Origin of the sequence: Kitasatospora nipponensis, from assembly GCF_039528135.1 — a bacterium.
Lineage (GTDB): Bacteria > Actinomycetota > Actinomycetes > Streptomycetales > Streptomycetaceae > Kitasatospora > Kitasatospora nipponensis.
In genome coordinates this window covers 7,725-26,166 of sequence record NZ_BAAALF010000118.1, presented here as the reverse complement: position 1 = coordinate 26,166, position 18,442 = coordinate 7,725, and the positions used below count along the sequence as shown (strand labels likewise).

The window sequence follows — 18,442 nt, the reverse complement described above, 5'->3', positions numbered from 1 at the left end:
CCCCGGGCAGCCGCGCTGCCCGGGGCCGGTCGGGGTGTTCACCCGCCGTGCGCGTCAGACCTCGACGACGACCGGCAGGATCATCGGCCGGCGACGGTAGTTGTCCGCCACCCACTTGCCGATGGTGCGGCGCACCAGCTGCTGGACCTGGCGCACCTCCAGCACGCCGTTGTCGGCGGACTTGCGCAGCGCCTCCTCCAGCTTCTGGACGACGGGCCCGAAGGCGTTGTCGTCGATGCCGGAGCCGCGGGCCTGGATGGTGGGGCCGCTGACGATCTTGCCGGAGGAGGAGTCCACCACGACGAAGACCGAGATGAAGCCCTCCTCGCCCAGGATCCGACGGTCCTTCAGCGAGGACTCGGTGATGTCGCCGACCGAGGAGCCGTCCACGTAGACGTACCCGGCCTGCACCTTGCCGACGATCTTGGCGACGCCGTCGACCAGGTCGACGGCCACGCCGTCCTCGGCGATGACCGTGCGGTGCTTGGGCACACCGGTCTTGATCCCGAGGTCGGCGCAGGCGCGCAGGTGGCGCCACTCGCCGTGCACCGGCATCAGGTTCTTGGGCTTGCAGATGTTGAAGAAGTACAGCAGCTCGCCCGCCGAGGCGTGCCCCGAGACGTGCACCTTGGCGTTGCCCTTGTGCACGACGTTGGCGCCCCAGCGGGTCAGGCCGTTGATGACCCGGTAGATCGCGGTCTCGTTGCCCGGGATCAGCGAGGAGGCCATGATCACGGTGTCGCCCTCGACGATCCGGATCTGGTGGTCGCGGTTGGCCATCCGGGAGAGCGCGGCCATCGGCTCGCCCTGCGAGCCGGTGCAGACCAGCACGACCTCGCGGTCCGGCAGGTCGTCGAGCTGCTTGACGTCGACGATCAGGTTGGCCGGGACCTTGAGGTAGCCCAGGTCGCGCGCGATGCCCATGTTGCGGACCATCGAGCGGCCCACGAAGGCGACCTTGCGCTTGTGCTCGTGCGCGGCGTCCAGCACCTGCTGGATGCGGTGCACGTGGCTGGCGAAGGAGGCGACGATGATGCGCTTGTTCGCGTTGGAGAAGACGGTTCGCAACGCCGCGGAGATGTCGCGCTCGTGCGGGATGAAGCCGGGGACCTCGGCGTTGGTGGAGTCCACCAGCAGCAGGTCGATGCCCTCCTCGGCCAGCCGGGCGAAGGCGGGCAGGTCGGTGAGCCGGCCGTCCAGCGGCAGCTGGTCCATCTTGAAGTCACCGGTGGCGACGACCATGCCGGCCGGGGTCCGCACGGCCACCGCGAGGGCGTCCGGGATGGAGTGGTTGACCGCGATGAACTCGCAGTTGAAGGGGCCGATCTGCTCGCGCTGCCCCTCCGCCACCTCGAGCACGTAGGGGCGGATCCGGTGCTCGACGAGCTTGGCCTCGATCAGCGCCAACGTCAGCTTCGAGCCGATCAGCGGAATGTCCGGGTTCTCCCGGAGCAGGTACGGGACGGCCCCGATGTGGTCCTCGTGGCCGTGGGTGAGGACGATGCCGTCGACCTTGTCCAGGCGCTCCCGGATCGAGGAGAAGTCCGGCAGGATCAGGTCGATGCCGGGCTGCTCGTCCTCGGGGAAGAGCACGCCGCAGTCGATGATGAGCAGCCGACCGGCGTACTCCAGCAGCGTCATGTTGCGGCCGATCTCCCCGAGGCCGCCGAGCGGGGTGATGCGGATCGCGTTCGGCGCGAGTGCGGGGGGTGCGCCGAGTTCGGGATGGGGGTGGCTCAAAAGACTCTCCTTCACGCAGCACGCCATATGCCCGGGGACCTCCCCTGCTGACATATGGCGTGCGGCTTCGCTAGGTACCTTTTCGGTCGGTCCGCCCGTCACCGAGCGGTTGGCTTGTGGTGCCTCGCGCCTGTTCTCCGGTCCAGCGGCGGGTTCCCCGGAAGCGGAAGGGGGACCCGGCGAGCCGGGGCGCGCACGTTCGTCTCTGCTACAGGTGTACCCCGCCGGCGGCGAGATCCTCCTTCAATTGCACGATCTCCTCGGGCGTGGCGTCGACCAGCGGCAGCCGCACCGGACCGGCCGGCAGGCCGCCCAGCGCCAGCGCCGCCTTGGTGAGGATCAGGCCCTGGGTGCGGAACATCCCGCTGAAGACCGGCAGCAGGCTCTGGTGGATCTCGGTGGCCCGCGCCACCTGGCCCGCGGTGTGCGCGTCGATCATCTCGCGCAGCCGGCCGGCCACCAGGTGACCGACCACGCTGACCGTGCCCACGGCACCGACCGAGAGCAGCGGCAGGTTCAGGATGTCGTCGCCGGAGTACCAGGCCAGGCCCGAGCGGGCGATCGCCCAGGAGGCGGCGCCCAGGTCGCCCTTGGCGTCCTTGTTGGCGACGATCCGCGGGTGCTCGCCGAGCCGCACCAGGGTCTCATGGCCCAGCGCGACGCCGCTGCGGCCGGGGATGTCGTAGAGCATCACCGGCAGGCCGGTGGCGTCCGCGACGGCGGTGTTGTGCCGGTACAGGCCCTCCTGCGGGGGCTTGCTGTAGTACGGCGTGACGACCAGCAGCCCGTGGGCGCCGGCGGCCTCGGCCTGCCGGGCCAGCTCGATGCTGTGGGCGGTGTCGTTGGTGCCGACCCCCGCCACCACGTGCGCCCGGTCTCCGACCGCCTCCACCACGGCCCGCACCAGCCGGTCCTTCTCGGCGTCGCTGGTGGTCGGCGATTCGCCGGTGGTGCCGTTGAGCACCAGGCCGTCGTTGCCGGAGTCGACGAGGTGGGTAGCGAGGCGCTGGGCACCGTCGAGGTCGAGTCCGCCGTCGTGGGTGAACGGGGTCACCATCGCGGTCAGGACCCGGCCGAAGGGGCCGGTGGTCGGAGCTGTCGGTGTGGAGGTCGGAGCCATGGGTCCAAAAATACTCGTAGGCGGTGGGCAGGCTGCGGGGCCGGTCCAGTGTTCGGACATCAGGCACGCTGACCGACGGCCAGAACCCGGACAAACCATAGGATTCCGGTGCTACCTGCTCGGGGGTTCAAGCAGCACCGGAATCCGTGTCCTGAGCCTAGGGAGCGCTCGAACCGGTCGCAATCCGGACAGGGCGGACCAATGCGCCCATATGCCTATCGGTCCAGGTCAGGGCGCGACGCGGCCGTGCGCGTTGAAGGCCGCATGGGTGAGCGGCATCAGCTGCTCCCACTGAGCCTCCATCAGCTCGGCCACCATCTCGATCTCGCGCTGCGGGAACGAGGGCACCGCGGCCCGCTCGTCCTTGGTCCGCAGCGAGAGGAAGTGCATCAGCGAGCGCGCGTTGCAGGTCGCGTACATGGAGGAGAAGAGCCCCACCGGCAGCACGGCCCGGGCCACCTCGCGCGCCACCCCGGCGTCGAGCATCTCCTGGTACTCCGTGTAGGCGTGGCGGTAGGCCCGCTCCATCGACTCGGCCACCGTCCGGTGCTGCTTCGCGGTGCCCTCGTGGAACTCGTACTTGCCCGGCCGGCCCTGCTGGACCAGCTTGCGCTCGGCGCCCGGCACGTAGAAGACCGGCTGCAGCTCGCGGTAGCGCCCGCTCTCCTCGTTGTAGGACCAGCCCGCGCGGTGGCGCTGGAACTCGCGGAAGACGAAGATCGGCGCGCTGATGAAGAAGGTCATCGAGTTGTGCTCGAAGGGCGTGCCGTGGCGGTCGCGCATCAGGAAGTTGATCAGGCCCTTGGACTTCTCCGGGTCCTGCTGCACAGCTTCCAGGGACTGCTCCCCCGCGGTCGAGACCCGGGCGGCCCAGATCACGTCGGTGTCGGTGGCCGCGCTGCGGACCAGCTCCACCGTGACGTCGCTGCGGAAGGTCGGGGGTGTCCCCACTGCGTCGGTCACGCGTACTCCTCGTTCTGAACCATCGTCGCGGACAGCCTAGGGCCTGCTCAGGAGAGCGCCTGCGTGCGCAGCCGGATGGCGTGGTGCATGGTCTTGCGGGCGCGCGGGGTGTCCCCGGCGTCCGCGTAGGCGACGGCGAGGCGGAACCAGACCCGCCAGTCGCCGGGGGTGGCCTCGGCCTCGGCCCGGCGCCGGGCGAAGACCGCGTCGGCCGAGGCGCGGTCGATCCGCCCGCCGGTGGTGCGCTTCAGCTCGTCCACCGGCAGGCCGCCCTCGGCCTCCAGTTCGCGCGACATCGCCTCGGTGGTCCGCCCGAACCGCACCGTCTGGCGCAGGAACCAGAGCCCGATGCCCGGGATGACGAACGCGCAGATGCCGATGCCGATGCCGAACGGCTTGCCGGTGGCGATGAGTTGGACGCCCTCGCCGACGCAGACCAGAGCGGTCAGGAAGAGCACGGCGGCGAGCGCGAAGAAGCCGGTACGGGAGGTCATCTGGATATCACCGAGCTCACAGGTCCAGGAAGTTCTCGAGGCCGAAGGTCAGCCCGGGGGTCTGCACCACCCGCCGCACGCCCAGCAGGATGCCGGGCATGAAGCAGCTGTGGTGCAGCGAGTCGTGGCGGACGGTCAGGGTCTCGCCGGTGTCGCCGAAGAGCACCTCCTGGTGCGCCAGCAGGCCGCGCAGCCGCACCGAGTGCACCGGCACGCCGTCCACGTCGGCGCCGCGGGCGCCGTCGAGGCCGTGCGTGGTCGGGTCGTCCTGCCGGGGCAGGCCGGCCGCGTCGCGCGCGGCCGCGATCAGCTGGGCGGTGCGGGTGGCGGTACCCGAGGGGGCGTCGGCCTTGCGGTTGTGGTGCAGCTCGACGACCTCGACGGTCTCGAAGTACTTGGCCGCCTGCTGGGCGAACTGCATGGTGAGCACCGCGCCGATGGAGAAGTTCGGCGCGATGAGGCAGCCGACCGGGCCGCTGGTGGTGCCGGGCGCGGCGGCCAGCCAGCCGTTCAGCAGGTCGAGGCGCTCGGGCGTCCAGCCGGTGGTGCCGACCACCGTGTGGATGCCGTTGGCGGTGCAGAACTCCAGGTTCCGCAGCACCGCGTCGGGGTGGGTCAGCTCGACGGCCACCTGGGCGCCGCTCTCGACCAGACCGGCCAGGTCCGAGTCGCGTCCCAGGGCGGCGACCAGCTCCAGGTCGGCGGCGGCCTCGACGGCCTTGACGGCCTCCGAGCCGATCCGCCCGGTGGCGCCGATGACGGCTACGCGCAGGGTCATGGGGTGTCCTTTCGGGGCGGCGCCGGTCGGCGTCAGATCAGGTCGGCGAGCTTGGCGGCGCGCTTGTCGGCGATCGGCCCGATCAGCGCCAGCGAGGGACGGTTGGCCCCGAGCACGTCGCGGGCGACCGCGTGCACGTCCTCCAGGGTCACGCCGGCGATTTTGGCCAGCATCTCGTCCACCGAGAGGTGGTGGCCGTAGCTGAGCTCGGCCTTGCCGATCCGGTTCATCAGCGAGCCGGTGTCCTCCATGCCGAGCACGGTGGAGCCGGAGATCTGGCCGATCGCCCGGGCCAGCTCCTCCTCGGTGATGCCCTCGGCGACGACCTTCTCGAGCTCGGCGCGGCAGATCTTCAGCACCTCCTCGACCCGCTTGGGCTGGCAGCCGGCGTAGATGCCGAACAGGCCGCTGTCGGAGTAGGAGGAGGAGTACGAGTAGACCGAGTAGGCCAGGCCGCGCTTCTCGCGCACCTCCTGGAAGAGCCGCGAGCTCATCCCGCCGCCGAGCGCCGCGTTCAGCACGCCCAGCGCCCAGCGCCGTTCGTCGTGCCGGGGCACCCCCGGCACGCCCAGCACCAGGTGGGCCTGCTCGGTGGGCCGGTTCAGCACCTCCAGGCGGCCGGCCGTGCGCACCGACTTCACGCCGCGGCGGGCGTCGGAGGGTGTCGCGTCCGACTTGGCGAGCATGCCGGCGAAGGCGGCCTCGACCTGCTGGACGACCTTGCGGTGGTCCAGGTTCCCGGCCGCCGCGACCACCAGGTTCTCGGGCTTGTAGCGGCGCCGGAAGAAGCCGGCGATCTGGTCGCGGGTCAGCGCGGTGACCGTCTCCTGGGTGCCCAGGATCGGCCGGCCCAGCGGGGCGGTGCCGTAGATCGCCTTGGCGAACAGGTCGTGCACCACGTCGCCCGGGTCGTCCTCGGCCATCGCCATCTCCTCGAGGATGACGCCGCGCTCGGCCTCCACGTCCTCGGGGCGGATCAGCGAGCCGGTGAGCATGTCGCAGACCACGTCGATGGCCAGCGGCAGGTCGGTGTCGAGCACCCGCGCGTAGTAGCAGGTGTTCTCCTTGGCGGTGAAGGCGTTCATCTCGCCGCCGACCGCGTCCAGGGCCGCCGAGATCTCCAGCGCGCTGCGCCGCTCGGTGCCCTTGAAGAGCAGGTGCTCCAGGTAGTGCGCGGCGCCGTTCAGCACCGGGGTCTCGTCCCGGGAACCGACGCCGACCCAGATGCCGAAGGTCGCGGAGCGCACCGTCGGCAGGGTCTCGGTGACGACCCGCAGGCCGCCGGGCAGGACGGTGCGGCGCACCGTGCCGGCGCCGTCCACGCCCTTGAGCAGGGTGCGGGTGCTACCGGGGCGCTGCTTGGCCGCCGAAGCCTGGGCCACAGGCCATCCCTCTTTCCGAATCCGTGAACAACAGGGTGCGGCCCGTACGCCGCGAGGGGCGTACGGGCCGCGGGTCCAGCTAGGGGTTCGTCACTCGGCCGCGGGGGCGGCCTCGTCGCCCTCTTCGCCCTCGACGACCGGGATCAGCGAGAGCTTGCCGCGCGGGTCGATCTCGGCGATCTCGACCTGCACCTTGGCGCCGACGCCCAGCACGTCCTCGACGTTCTCCACGCGCTTGCCACCGGCGAGCTTGCGGATCTGCGAGATGTGCAGCAGGCCGTCCTTGCCCGGCATGAGCGAGACGAACGCGCCGAACGTCGTGGTCTTCACCACGGTGCCCAGGTAGCGCTCGCCGACCTCCGGCATGGTCGGGTTGGCGATCTGGTTGATCGTCGTACGGGCAGCCTCCGCCGAGGGACCGTCGACCGCACCGATGTAGATGGTGCCGTCGTCCTCGATGGTGATGTCCGCGCCGGTGTCCTCCTGGATCTGGTTGATCATCTTGCCCTTCGGGCCGATGACCTCACCGATCTTGTCCACCGGGATCTTGATGGTGATGATGCGCGGCGCGTTCGGCGACATCTCGTCGGGCGCGTCGATGGCCTCGTTCATCACATCGAGGATGTGCAGACGGGCGTCCTTGGCCTGCTTGAGCGCGGCGGCCAGGACGGAGGCCGGGATGCCGTTCAGCTTGGTGTCCAGCTGCAGGGCGGTGATGAAGTTGCGGGTACCGGCGACCTTGAAGTCCATGTCGCCGTACGCGTCCTCGGCACCCAGGATGTCGGTCAGCGCGACGTAGTGCGTCTCACCGTCGATCTCCTGCGAGATGAGGCCCATGGCGATGCCGGCGACGGCGGCCTTCAGCGGCACACCGGCGTTCAGCAGCGACATGGTGGAGGCGCAGACCGAGCCCATCGAGGTGGAGCCGTTGGAGCCCAGCGCCTCGGAGACCTGGCGGATCGCGTAGGGGAACTCCTCGCGGGTCGGCAGCACGGGCAGGATCGCCCGCTCGGCCAGCGCGCCGTGGCCGATCTCGCGGCGCTTGGGCGAACCCACGCGGCCGGTCTCGCCGACCGAGTACGGCGGGAAGTTGTAGTTGTGCATGTAGCGGCGACGCGTCTCCGGGGAGAGCGTGTCGAGCTGCTGCTCCATCCGGAGCATGTTGAGGGTGGTGACGCCCAGGATCTGGGTCTCGCCACGCTCGAAGAGCGCCGAGCCGTGCACGCGCGGGATGGCCTCGACCTCGGCGGCCAGCGTACGGATGTCCGTGACGCCGCGGCCGTCGATGCGGACCTTGTCCTTGATGACGCGCTCGCGCACGATCTTCTTGGTCAGCGCGTTGTAGGCGGCGCTGATCTCCTTCTCGCGGCCCTCGAACTCCGGCAGGAGCTTCTCGCCGGCCAGCGCCTTGACGCGGTCCAGCTCGTTCTGGCGCTCCTGCTTGCCGGCGATCGTCAGCGCCTTGGACAGCTCGTCCTTGACGGCGGCGGTCAGCGCGGCCAGCACGTCGTCCTGGTACTCCAGGAAGACCGGGAAGGTGCCGGTGGGCTTGGCGGCCTGGGCGGCCAGCTTGGACTGCGCGGCGCAGAGCACCTTGATGAACGGCTTCGCGGCGTCCAGACCGGCGGCGACCACGTCCTCGGTCGGCGCGTCGGCGCCGCCCTCGACGAGCTTGATCGTCTTGGTGGTGGCCTCGGCCTCGACCATCATGATCGCGACGTCGCCGTCCGGCAGCGTGCGGCCGGCCACGACCATGTCGAAGACGGCGTCCTCGAGCTCGGTGTGGGTCGGGAAGGCCACCCACTGGCCCTTGATCAGCGCGACGCGGACGCCGCCGATCGGGCCGGAGAACGGCAGGCCGGCCAGCTGGGTGGAGGCGGAGGCCGCGTTGATGGCCACCACGTCGTACAGGTGGTCGGGGTTGAGCGCCATGACGGTGACGACGACCTGGATCTCGTTGCGCAGGCCCTTGACGAAGGACGGGCGCAGCGGGCGGTCGATCAGCCGGCAGGTCAGGATGGCGTCCTCGGAGGGACGGCCCTCACGACGGAAGAACGAGCCGGGGATCCGGCCCGCGGCGTACATCCGCTCCTCGACGTCCACCGTCAGCGGGAAGAAGTCGAAGTGCTCCTTCGGCTGCTTGGAGGCGCTGGTGGCCGACAGCACCATGGTGTCGTCGTCCAGGTAGGCCACGGCGGAGCCGGCGGCCTGACGGGCCAGCCGGCCGGTCTCGAAGCGGATGGTACGGGTGCCGAAGGAACCGTTGTCGATCACGGCCTCGGCGTAGAACACGTTCTCTTCCACCTGGAAGATCTCCTCTTTCGTACGTCTCCCGCAGAGCGCCCCCGCGCTTGCCCTCCGGTGGCCCTGACCTGCCGGGCCGGTCTTCGATCGAAGCCCCCGGGCTCTCCCACGCGGTGTCGGTGGGACTCCCGGCGGCCACTACCGAGGACCGGCGCCTCTCGGCTGTCGGACCTGCTCGGCGGACTCGCTGTGCCGGGGCTCTGCGCCTCGGCGAACGGACGCTCTCGGGATGCGGGCGGCTTCCGTTTGAAGCCTGCGGCCCGCTGGGCGGTTGTGCTGCTCGGGTGGAGCGCGTCTCCCGCGCCCTCACCGGGCATGCCCACAACCCTACGATGTGAATCTCGGCCGCCCCGGGAGGCGGCCAGGAAATTCTCCGTCCCGGACGGGTCCGGGGCGGTGTGCCCCGGGGACCCCGGGGCGGTATGCGCGAGGGGCGGCTCCCCGGTGTGGGGAGCCGCCCCGGGCGACGGTCTTAGCGGGCGCCACCGGCGGCACCGCGGCGGATGCCGAGGCGGTCGACGAGCGTACGGAAGCGCTCGATGTCCTTCTTGGCCAGGTACTGCAGGAGGCGGCGGCGCTGGCCGACCAGGATCAGCAGGCCACGACGGCTGTGGTGGTCGTGCTTGTGGAACTTGAGGTGCTCGGTCAGGTCCGAGATCCGGCGCGAGAGCATCGCGACCTGGACCTCAGGAGAGCCGGTGTCGCCCTCCTTCTGGCCGAAATCGGCGAAGATCTGCTTCTTGACAGCGGCGTCGAGAGCCACGGCAACTCCTTCAACATGAACCGAGTGACCCTGGTCTACAGCACAGGATCTACGAGAACTCGGCATCGAACCGTCGGTGCCCCGGGGGACACCGTCGGACATCCACCGCGATTGCGGTCATGCCACGGCGACGGTCGAAGGCCAAGGGTACCAGTCAGCTGGTCGCACCCCGGACCCGGGAGTAGATGTCGAGCACCGCGAGCGCCAGCGGGACCAGCGACATCAGCAGCAGGCTGTCCACCAGGTCGAGGATACGGCCCCAGAACGGCGAGACGCCGCGGCTGGGCACCACCAGGGCGATGGCGGTCAGCAGCGCCGCGCCCAGCGCGATCGAGCCGCCCAGCCAGATGGTCCGCAGGTCGACCGCGGTGGTGCTGGCGGCCTTGAGGATGAAGAGCGGGGTGTGCAGCGACAGGCCCAGGATCAGCAGGGCCAGGCCCAGCAGGCCGGCGATGGTCAGGCTGAAGACCTGCGCGGTGTAGCGGAAGAGCCGGGCCCGCAGCATCGTCGAGATGCCCAGCGCCAGCGCCAGGACCTGCGGGAAGAGCGCGTCGCTGAAGCCCAGCACGGTGCAGGCGCCGACCACCACCGCGGCCGCGCCGCCGACCAGGCCGACCAGCACCTCGTGGCCGCGCCGGGCCTGGTGCGCGATCCGCTCGTACTGCACGGCCTCGGCCCGGCTGGTCTCCTCGGCGCCGCGGGTGGCGCGGGTGCGGGTCTGGCCGGGGGCGCTGAAGCCGACCGGCAGCCGGGCGAAGCGGGCGGAGAGGGCCGGCAGGAAGCCGACCGCGGCGAGGGCCGCCACGCCGGCGACCGCGGCGATGTGGCTGGCGGAGGTGGTGGGCAGCAGCACGGCCGCGAAGGTGGCCAGCGTGCCGGCCGCCGCGAGCACGGCCGCGGCCACGAAGACCGAGTCCTTCTCCGGCAGCAGGCCCACCAGCAGGACGGCGACCAGCAGCATGGTCACGCAGCCGACCAGGAACTGCAGCCGGCCCGGACCGTCGTACCGGTGCGCGACCGCGAGCACGCCGGTGCCGGCGATCAGCGCGTGCGGCAGGGCGCCGATGCCCAGCGTGAGCGCGGCCGCGTGGTCGTCGTAGACCCGGGCGCGCACGCCGGCGAAGGCCACCAACACCACGGCGGCGACGCCGCTGACCACGCCGGGCAGGCCGTGCATGTCGTGGCGCAGGTCGGCGAACCAGAGCGCGAAGCCGAGCAGCACGATCAGCAGGCCGGCGCCGATCAGGCCGAAGGCCCGCATCAGGTCCGGGCTCCAGAACCGGCGGTCGGCCTCGACCGCGCTGGCGATGGCGTCGGCGACGTCGTCGTAGACGGCCGGCGGCAGCGACTCGGCGAACGGGCGCAGGCTCAGCAGGTCGCCGTCGCGCACCTGCTGGGCGGCCAGCGGCAGGCCGCTGTCCAGCACGGTGCCGTCGCGGCGCACCAGGTGGAAGCCGGTGGGGGCGCCGTCGGCCTGGCTCTGGCCGGAGAGCCGCAGCACCTCGGGGTAGACGTCCGCGAGCGGGACGTCCTCCGGCAGGGCGACATCGATCCGGCTGTCCGGTGCCACCACGGTGACCCGGCAGAATCCGGTCGTTGCGTTCGTGCTCACCGGCGTGCTCCCCCTCAAGCTGTTCCGCTGTCCCACAGGACCGTCTCCTGGCGACCGCGCGCCGCGTCCACCGGAGTTGGCGCTGCGTCACCCTACCGCCCGGCGCCGGGGTGTGACCGAGGCGGCCCCCGGGGGCCCGTCCGCCGTGCCGGGGGGCTGGGTAGGATCGGCCCCTGCGCGGCGCGCACCGGGGGCGTGAGGCATCGCCCGGGTGTCGCACCGCGGTCGGCGGCGGGGGCAAGGCAGTCACCGGGGTGCCCCTCCGCGACCCGTTCCTTGAGGGCTGATGGATCGATGAGTGTGGTCACGGTCAAGCGTCCGGCTCGGGCCTACCCGCCTGCGGTGGCGGACGAGCCGGTGGAGCTGGTCGCCCCGCCCGAACTGGCCCGCGGGGGTGGCGACGACTGGATGATGAGCCTGCTGCCGCTGCTCGGCATGGGCGGTTCGGCGGCCTTCTTCTTCATGCCGGGCCAGGCGCCGATGATGAAGATCATGGGCATGCTGATGCTCGCCTCGACCGCCGGGATGGGCGTGGCCCAGGTGGTGAAGGCCCGCAAGGGCGGCGGCGCGGGTCTGGCGGACGAGCGCCGCGACTACCTGAAGTACCTGCAGCAGATGCGCCGTCAGGTGCGGCGCACCGCCGAGCGCCAGCGCGGCGCGCAGCTGTACCTGCACCCGGAGCCCGACCAGCTCTGGTCGATCGTCGCGGAGGGTCGCCGGCTCTGGGAGCGCCGGCCCAGCGACCCGGACTTCGCGCAGATCCGGCTGGGCCGCGGCTCGCAGCAGCTCGCCACCCCGCTGGTGGCCCCGCAGACCGCGCCGATGGACGAGTTGGAGCCGCTGGCGGCCGACGCGATGCGCACCTTCCTGCAGGCGCACGGCACGCTGCAGGACCTGCCGCTGGCCGTCTCGCTGCGCGCCTTCTACCACATCACGGTCTGCGGCGACCCGGACGCGGTCTACGGCAACGTGCGGGCGATGATCGCCCAGTTGACCACCCTGCACTCCCCCGACGACCTGATGATCGCGGTGGCCGCGGCGCCCGGCGCGCTCGACGAGTGGGAGTGGATGAAGTGGCTGCCGCACACCCAGCACCGCAAGGAGAGCGACGGCGCCGGTTCGCGCCGGCTCATCGCGGCGGGGCTGGGCGAGCTGGAACTGCTGCTGGAGGACGAACTGTCGGGACGCCAGCGGTTCTCCCGTGACGCGCCCGCCTCTCCCGACCAGCCGCACCTGGTGGTGGTGCTGGACGGCGCCGCGGTGCCGCACGACTCGGTGCTGGCCGGCGTCGAGGGCGTGCACGGGGTGACCGTGATCGAGGTGGTGCCGGGCGACCTGGACGAGCCGACCGGGCACCTGGTGGTGACCGTGGGTGGCGGCGAACTGCTGCTGGAGTCGGCCTCCGGCGCCTCCTACGCGGGCAAGCCCGACACGCTCTCCGCCTGGCAGTCCGAGGCGCTGGCCCGCCAGCTGGCGCCGTACCGGATCTCGGCCGGCGGCGACGACGAACCGCTGCTCTCCAACCTGGACTTCACCGACCTGATGGGCGTGGGCGACGCCGGCTCGGTGGACGTCGGGCGCACCTGGCGGCCGCGGCCGCAGCACGAGAAGCTGCGGGTGCCGATCGGGGTGGGCGCCAACGGCGAGCTGGTCCACCTGGACATCAAGGAGGCCGCGCTGGAGGGCATGGGCCCGCACGGCCTGTGCGTGGGCGCCACCGGGTCCGGCAAGTCGGAGCTGCTGCGCACGCTGGTGCTGGGGCTGGCGATGACGCACTCCTCGGAGACGCTGAACTTCGTACTCGCCGACTTCAAGGGCGGCGCGACCTTCGCCGGGATGGCGGACATGCCGCACACCTCCGCGGTGATCACCAACCTGGAGGGCGAGCTCACCCTGGTCGACCGCATGCGCGACGCGATCGAGGGCGAGCTGAACCGCCGCCAGGAGCTGCTGCGCTCGGCGGGCAACTACGCGAACCTCAACGAGTACGAGCGGGCCCGGATCGCCGGCGCGGCCCTGGACCCGCTGCCCTCGCTGGTCCTGATCATCGACGAGTTCTCCGAACTGCTCACCGCCAAGCCCGACTTCATCGACATGTTCATCCAGATCGGCCGGATCGGCCGTTCGCTGGGCGTGCACCTGCTGCTGGCCTCGCAGCGCCTGGAGGAGGGCAAGCTGCGCGGCCTGGACACCTTCCTCTCCTACCGGATCGGTCTGCGGACCTTCTCGGCGGCGGAGTCGCGGGCGGCGATCGGCGTGCCGGACGCCTACCACCTGCCGCCGGTGCCCGGGGTCGGCTACCTGAAGTTCGGCACCGACGTGATGGACCGCTTCAAGGCGGCGTACGTCTCGGGTCCCTACCGGGCACCGGGGCAGCAGCGCGCCAGCGGGCGGGTCTCGGGGGCCCGGCCGGTGCTCTTCACCGCGGCCGAGGTGGCGGTCGTCGAGCCGCTGGTGCCCGAGGTCGTCGAGCCGGAGCCGCAGCAGCTGGACGACGCGCTGGTGGACACCGTGCTGGACGTGATCGTGCAGCGGATGGTGGGTCAGGGGCCCGCCGCGCACCAGGTCTGGCTGCCGCCGCTGGAGGAGGCGCCGAGCATGGACCAGCTGGTCCCGCCGCTCCAGGCCACCCCCGAACGCGGCCTGACCTCGCCGGAGTTCGGGGCCCTGGGCCGGCTGGTGGTGCCGGTGGGCATCGTGGACCGGCCGCGCGACCAGCGCCGCGACGTGCTCTACCAGGACTACTCCGGTTCGGCCGGCCACGGCCTGGTGGTCGGTGGTCCGCGCTCGGGCAAGTCCACGCTGATCCGCACCATGGTGGCTGGCTTCGCGCTCACCCACACCCCGGTGGAGACCCAGTTCTACCTGCTGGACTTCGGCGGCGGCGGCTTCCAGTCGGTGCAGGACCTGCCGCACGTGGGTGGCGTGGCGGGCCGCCTGGACGTGGACAAGGTCCGCCGGATGGTCAGCGAGGTCCACGGGGTGCTGAACCGGCGCGAGGAGCTGTTCCGCGCCACCGGGATCGACTCGATCGGCACCTACCGCACCCGTCGGGCGGCCGGGCAGCTGCCGGACGAGCAGTTCGGCGACGTCTTCCTGGTGGTGGACGGCTGGCTCACCTTCCGCCAGGAGTTCGAGGTGCTGGAGCCGGTGATCGCCGACATCGCCCAGCGCGGTCTGAACTACGGCATCCACCTGGTGCTGACCGCCTCGCGCTACGCCGAGGTCCGCCCGGCGCTCAAGGACATGCTGCAGAACCGCACCGAGCTGCGGCTGGGCGACTCGATGGAGTCGGAGGTCGACCGCAAGCTCGCCCAGAACGTGCCGGTCGGCGCGCCCGGGCGCGGTCTGACCGCCGGCAAGCTGCACTTCCTCAGCGGCCTGCCGCGCCTGGACGGCTCCTCGTCCGTCGAGGACCTGGTCACCGGCGTCGCCGGCCTGGTGGAGGCGGTCGGCGCGGCCTGGAGCGGCCCGCGCGCCCCGCAGGTGCGGATGCTGCCGGCGGTGCTGGACGGCCACGCGCTGCCCAAGGGCTTCGAGCTGCCCGAGCGCGGGGTGGCCTTCGGCGTGGACGAGGTCGAGATGGCACCGGTCTTCGTCAACTTCGAGACCGACCCGCTCTTCATCGTCTTCGGTGAGAGCGAGTCGGGGAAGTCGGCGGTGCTGCGGATGCTGATCAAGCAGATCACCGAGCGCTACACCGCCGACCAGGCCGGCATCGTGGTCGGCGACTACCGGCGCGCGCTGCTCGGCGCGGTCCCGCCGGAGTACCTGGTGGAGTACGCGGCGGCCCAGCCGGCGATGAGCGCGATCGTGGACATGCTGCGCGGGGCCTGCGCGCGCCGGCTGCCCGGTCCGGACGTGACCGCCGACCAGCTGCGCAACCGCAGCTGGTACAGCGGCAAGGACATGTTCGTGATCGTGGACGACTACGAGCTGGTGGCCACCTCCTCGGGCAACCCGATGGCGCCGCTGGCGGAGTTCCTGCCCTTCGCCCGGGACATCGGCCTGCGGGTGATCATCGCCCGCAACGCGGGCGGCGCCGGCCGCTCGATGTTCGAGCCGGTGATGCAGCGGATGAAGGAGCTCGGCGGGCAGGGCGTGCTGCTGTCCGGCAACAAGGACGAGGGGGTGCTGCTGGGCACCGCCAAGCCGCAGCCGCTGCCGCCGGGGCGGGGCCTGTTCATCTCGCGCCGGATCACCGGCGGGCAGATGGTCCAGACCGGTTGGCTGCCGCCCCAGTAGTCACTACCCTGCGTGGTCAACGGGCCGGGCGTGAGCGATCACGCCCGGCCCTTCGCTGTCCGCGGACCGGAATGTTATGGATTTTTTCCGGGCTCCGAGCTGCGGTTATCGTCGCGCGCCCGGTGGACTCCACACCGCCCGCGCAGCGCCTGCGGGCGCCTGGCCCCGAGCCGCCACTCCCGACTCAAACCTTCGATTCGGGTGCAACTTCAAGAGTTCACCTTTGATTCATCCGCCATTGGACAGAGGTAACAAGTCGGACATCAATCCCCAGCACCCAAGGTGATCATTGGATCGGATGACTATGCACTCCTCCGCAACGGATTCCGAAGGTCAACCGGCATTGACGCAACCATGACGCCACCGCACCATGGCGATTCGGGAGCGACAGGACCACAGACGCAGGCGACCCCCTCCGGAGGCGATACCGCTCCCCCACCCCAGCACCGCACAGGACCGCGCACCGCCGCGCTGAGCCGATCGGACCCCCCTCCATGACCGACACGCTTCGCCCGCCCGCCACCGCCCCCACGGTGACGGTCAGTACCGCGGACGCCCCGCGCAAGCTCAACCGTTCGCTCGGCGTCGTGGGCGGAACGCTGCTCACGCTCAGCTGCGTCACACCGGCCTCCTCGCTCTTCGTCCTGGTGCCGACCCTCTTCAACACGCTCGGCAGCGCGACCGCCCTGACCATCGGCATCGGCGCGATCATCTGCGTCGCGGTGGCCTTCTGCTACTCCGAGCTCGGCACCCTGATCCCCAGCGCCGGCGGCGAGTACGCCATGGTGGGCACCCTGGCCGGACGGTTCGCCGGCTGGCTGGTCTTCATCCAGTCGCTGCTGGTGGTGATGATCGTGCCCGCCGTCATCGCGATCGGCACCGCCGCCTACCTGGCCCCGATCGTGCACGTCAGCGGCCCGGTGGCCGGCGCAGCGGTGATGCTGGCGGCCACCGTCGCCGGTCTGCTCGACCTGCGCGCCAACGCCTGGATCACCGGCGTCTTCCTGGTGCTGGAGGTGATCGCGGCCGGCGTCGTCTCGGTCCTGGGCTTCGCGCACAGCCAGCGCGGCGTGGGCAGCCTGGTGCACGGCGTGGTCGCGGACGGCAACGGGGTGAGCACCTCGGTGGGCTTCAGCGCGATGCTGGCCGCCATGGGCGTGGCGCTCTTCGTCACCCAGGGCTTCAGCACCGCGATCTACCTCTCCGAGGAGCTGGAGAACCCGCGCCGTAACGTGGCCCGCACCGTGCTGTGGACGCTGGCCCTGTCGGTGGTCGTCATCCTGCTCCCGGTGATCGCGATCACCCTGGGCGCCCCCGACCTGGCGACTCTGACCGGTGGCGACATCTCGGCCATGGTGGCCGGCTGGAGCAACTCGGCGCTGGGCACCTTCATCAGCCTGTGCATCGCGCTGGCGATCATCAACGCCGGCATCGTCATGGTGATCCAGAACTCCCGGGTGCTCTTCTCCTCCGGCCGCGACAAGGCCTGGCCCGAGCCGGTCAACAAGGCCTTCGGCACCCTGAACCGCTTCAACGCCCCCTGGGTCTCCACCCTGGCGGTCGGCATCCCCGGCGCCGCCCTGTGCTTCGCCAAGCTCGACCTGCTGATGAACGTCACCGGCGTCTCGGTGGCCGCGCTCTACCTGCTGGTCGCCGTCGCCGCGCTCTTCTCGCGCCGCGGCGCCCACAAGGACGCCCCGGCCTGGCGCCAGCCGCTCTGGCCGGTGCTGCCCGCCCTGCTGGTGGTCGCGCTGGTCTACGTGATGACGCAGCTGGACACCACCGCGCTGATCTGGACCGCGGCCATCACCGCCGCCGCCTCGCTCTACTGGGTCTTCTACCTGCGCCCGCGCCAGGACTCGCGCTGGGTGATCACGCTGCCCGAGGACGAGCAGGTCTGACCCCGCACCGCCGCACGCGACTCGGCCCGGACACCCGCTGGGGGGTGTCCGGGCCGAGGTGCGTGCGGGGTCTAGTGGGTGCTGGTGATCGGGTGCAGGTGCCAGGCCGGGCTGGTGGCGATCGCCTGCATCTGCTCGACGGTCAGCGCCGGGGTGGCCCGGGTGGCGTTCAGGCGGGCGGCCGCGCTGTTGGTGGCGGCCACCACCACCCGGGTGCCGTCCGGGCGCACCACCGCGACCGTCCAGCGCACGATGCCCGAGCCCCCCTTGCCGCCGCTGTCCGCGTTGCGGTTGACGACCAGGTGGCTGCCGTCGGGCAGCACGCTGACGTCCCCGGGGCCGAGCAGCGCCTGCGGGTCGGCGTCGCGCCGGCCCAGGTCGTCGGCGTTGACCTCGACCAGGCTGGCGCCCTTGCCGTCGTCGACCGTCAGGTGGGTGTAGCCGTCCTGGCCGTCGGCGCCGGCCGTGCTCAGCCCGGCCGGCAGCAGGGTGGGCAGCACGGTGATCATCTCCTGGCGGGTCATGCCGAGCCGCTGCTCGGTGACCGGCGCCGGCGCCGGCAGGCCGGCCAGCACCGGGTCCCAGGCCTTGGGGTCGCCGACCACGGCGGTGAGCTGCGCGAGGGTCAGCGGCGGCTCGTCGCGGGTGACCGCGGCGTCCTTCTCGGCCGGCGCGTTCCACTCGGTGAGGGTCACCAGGCCGCCGTCGGGGTGCAGCAGCATGGCGTCCCAGCGCTTGGTGGGCACGTGCCGGTCGGGGTACTCGTAGCCCTGCAGCAGGACCAGCGTGGAGCCGTCGGCCAGCGTGCTGGCGGTGCAGGCGTCGACCGGCACCAGGGTCGCGTCCGGACACGCGGCGAAGTCCGTGCCGCCACCGGGCGCGTACCGGGTGAAGCCGATGCTGATCACCGCCGCGCCGTGGCCGTCGTCGAGGACCACGTCGGCGTGGGGCGGCAGGGCCCTGGCGCCCCCGTCGGTCCCGCTGGCCTCCTCCTGGCTGACCTTGCCGGGCGGCAGCAGGCCCTTCAACGAGGCCAGCAGCTGGTCCTTGCCGACCGCCGGTGCGGTGCCGGGGGAGGCGGCGCCGGTGGTCGAGGGCCCGGCGGGGCCGGCGTCCGTGGGGGGCGGGCTGGGGGCCGGG

The 18,442-nt window shown here is 71.6% G+C and carries 12 protein-coding genes; 2 read left to right on the top strand and 10 right to left on the bottom strand.

From position 1 onward, the window contains the following. Positions 1-54: 54 nt before the first annotated feature. The 9 genes from ABD323_RS26895 to eccD form a co-directional block, all read right to left on the bottom strand. On the bottom strand, positions 55-1,740 hold the full coding sequence (locus tag ABD323_RS26895; protein WP_344444561.1) for a ribonuclease J: 1,686 nt from the start codon (positions 1,738-1,740) through the stop codon (positions 55-57). Positions 1,741-1,948: 208 nt separating this feature from the next. After that, positions 1,949-2,860, bottom strand: a complete 912-nt coding sequence (gene dapA / locus ABD323_RS26890; protein ID WP_344444560.1) for a 4-hydroxy-tetrahydrodipicolinate synthase — start codon at positions 2,858-2,860, stop codon at positions 1,949-1,951. A gap of 228 nt (positions 2,861-3,088) precedes the next feature. Next, on the bottom strand, positions 3,089-3,823 hold the full coding sequence (gene thyX / locus ABD323_RS26885) for an FAD-dependent thymidylate synthase (protein WP_344444559.1): 735 nt from the start codon (positions 3,821-3,823) through the stop codon (positions 3,089-3,091). A gap of 47 nt (positions 3,824-3,870) precedes the next feature. Then, positions 3,871-4,317 (bottom strand): tetratricopeptide repeat protein, encoded by a 447-nt coding sequence (locus ABD323_RS26880; RefSeq protein WP_344444558.1) that lies wholly within the window; start codon positions 4,315-4,317, stop codon positions 3,871-3,873. A 16-nt stretch (positions 4,318-4,333) separates the two neighbouring features. After that, positions 4,334-5,095, bottom strand: coding sequence for a 4-hydroxy-tetrahydrodipicolinate reductase (dapB, locus tag ABD323_RS26875; RefSeq protein WP_344444557.1), 762 nt, complete (start codon positions 5,093-5,095; stop codon positions 4,334-4,336). 32 nt (positions 5,096-5,127) lie between these two features. Continuing rightward, a complete protein-coding gene (locus tag ABD323_RS26870) occupies positions 5,128-6,477 on the bottom strand; it encodes a M16 family metallopeptidase (protein WP_344444556.1) in 1,350 nt (449 codons plus the stop codon). Positions 6,478-6,567: 90 nt separating this feature from the next. Beyond that, on the bottom strand, positions 6,568-8,781 hold the full coding sequence (locus ABD323_RS26865) for a polyribonucleotide nucleotidyltransferase (protein ID WP_344444555.1): 2,214 nt from the start codon (positions 8,779-8,781) through the stop codon (positions 6,568-6,570). 472 nt (positions 8,782-9,253) lie between these two features. After that, the gene (gene rpsO / locus ABD323_RS26860) at positions 9,254-9,544 is read right to left on the bottom strand and encodes a 30S ribosomal protein S15 (protein ID WP_344444554.1); all 291 of its coding nucleotides are present in this window, start codon (positions 9,542-9,544) and stop codon (positions 9,254-9,256) included. Positions 9,545-9,698: 154 nt separating this feature from the next. Further along, positions 9,699-11,156: a type VII secretion integral membrane protein EccD gene (gene eccD / locus ABD323_RS26855; protein ID WP_344444553.1), complete on the bottom strand. Its 1,458-nt coding sequence runs from the start codon at positions 11,154-11,156 to the stop codon at positions 9,699-9,701. 294 nt (positions 11,157-11,450) lie between these two features. Between eccD and eccCa the strand changes: the two genes are divergently transcribed. Both eccCa and ABD323_RS26845 read left to right on the top strand, forming a co-directional pair. Continuing rightward, complete coding sequence (gene eccCa / locus ABD323_RS26850) at positions 11,451-15,401, top strand: type VII secretion protein EccCa (RefSeq protein ID WP_344444552.1); 3,951 nt, start codon at positions 11,451-11,453, stop codon at positions 15,399-15,401. A gap of 494 nt (positions 15,402-15,895) precedes the next feature. Next, positions 15,896-17,302, top strand: a complete 1,407-nt coding sequence (locus tag ABD323_RS26845; RefSeq protein ID WP_344444551.1) for an APC family permease — start codon at positions 15,896-15,898, stop codon at positions 17,300-17,302. Positions 17,303-17,373: 71 nt separating this feature from the next. On the opposite strand, the gene ABD323_RS26840 is transcribed toward ABD323_RS26845, so the two are convergent. Beyond that, positions 17,374-18,442, bottom strand: a 1,069-nt coding sequence (locus ABD323_RS26840; RefSeq protein ID WP_344444550.1) for a hypothetical protein, incomplete at its 5' end; no start/stop codon positions are given.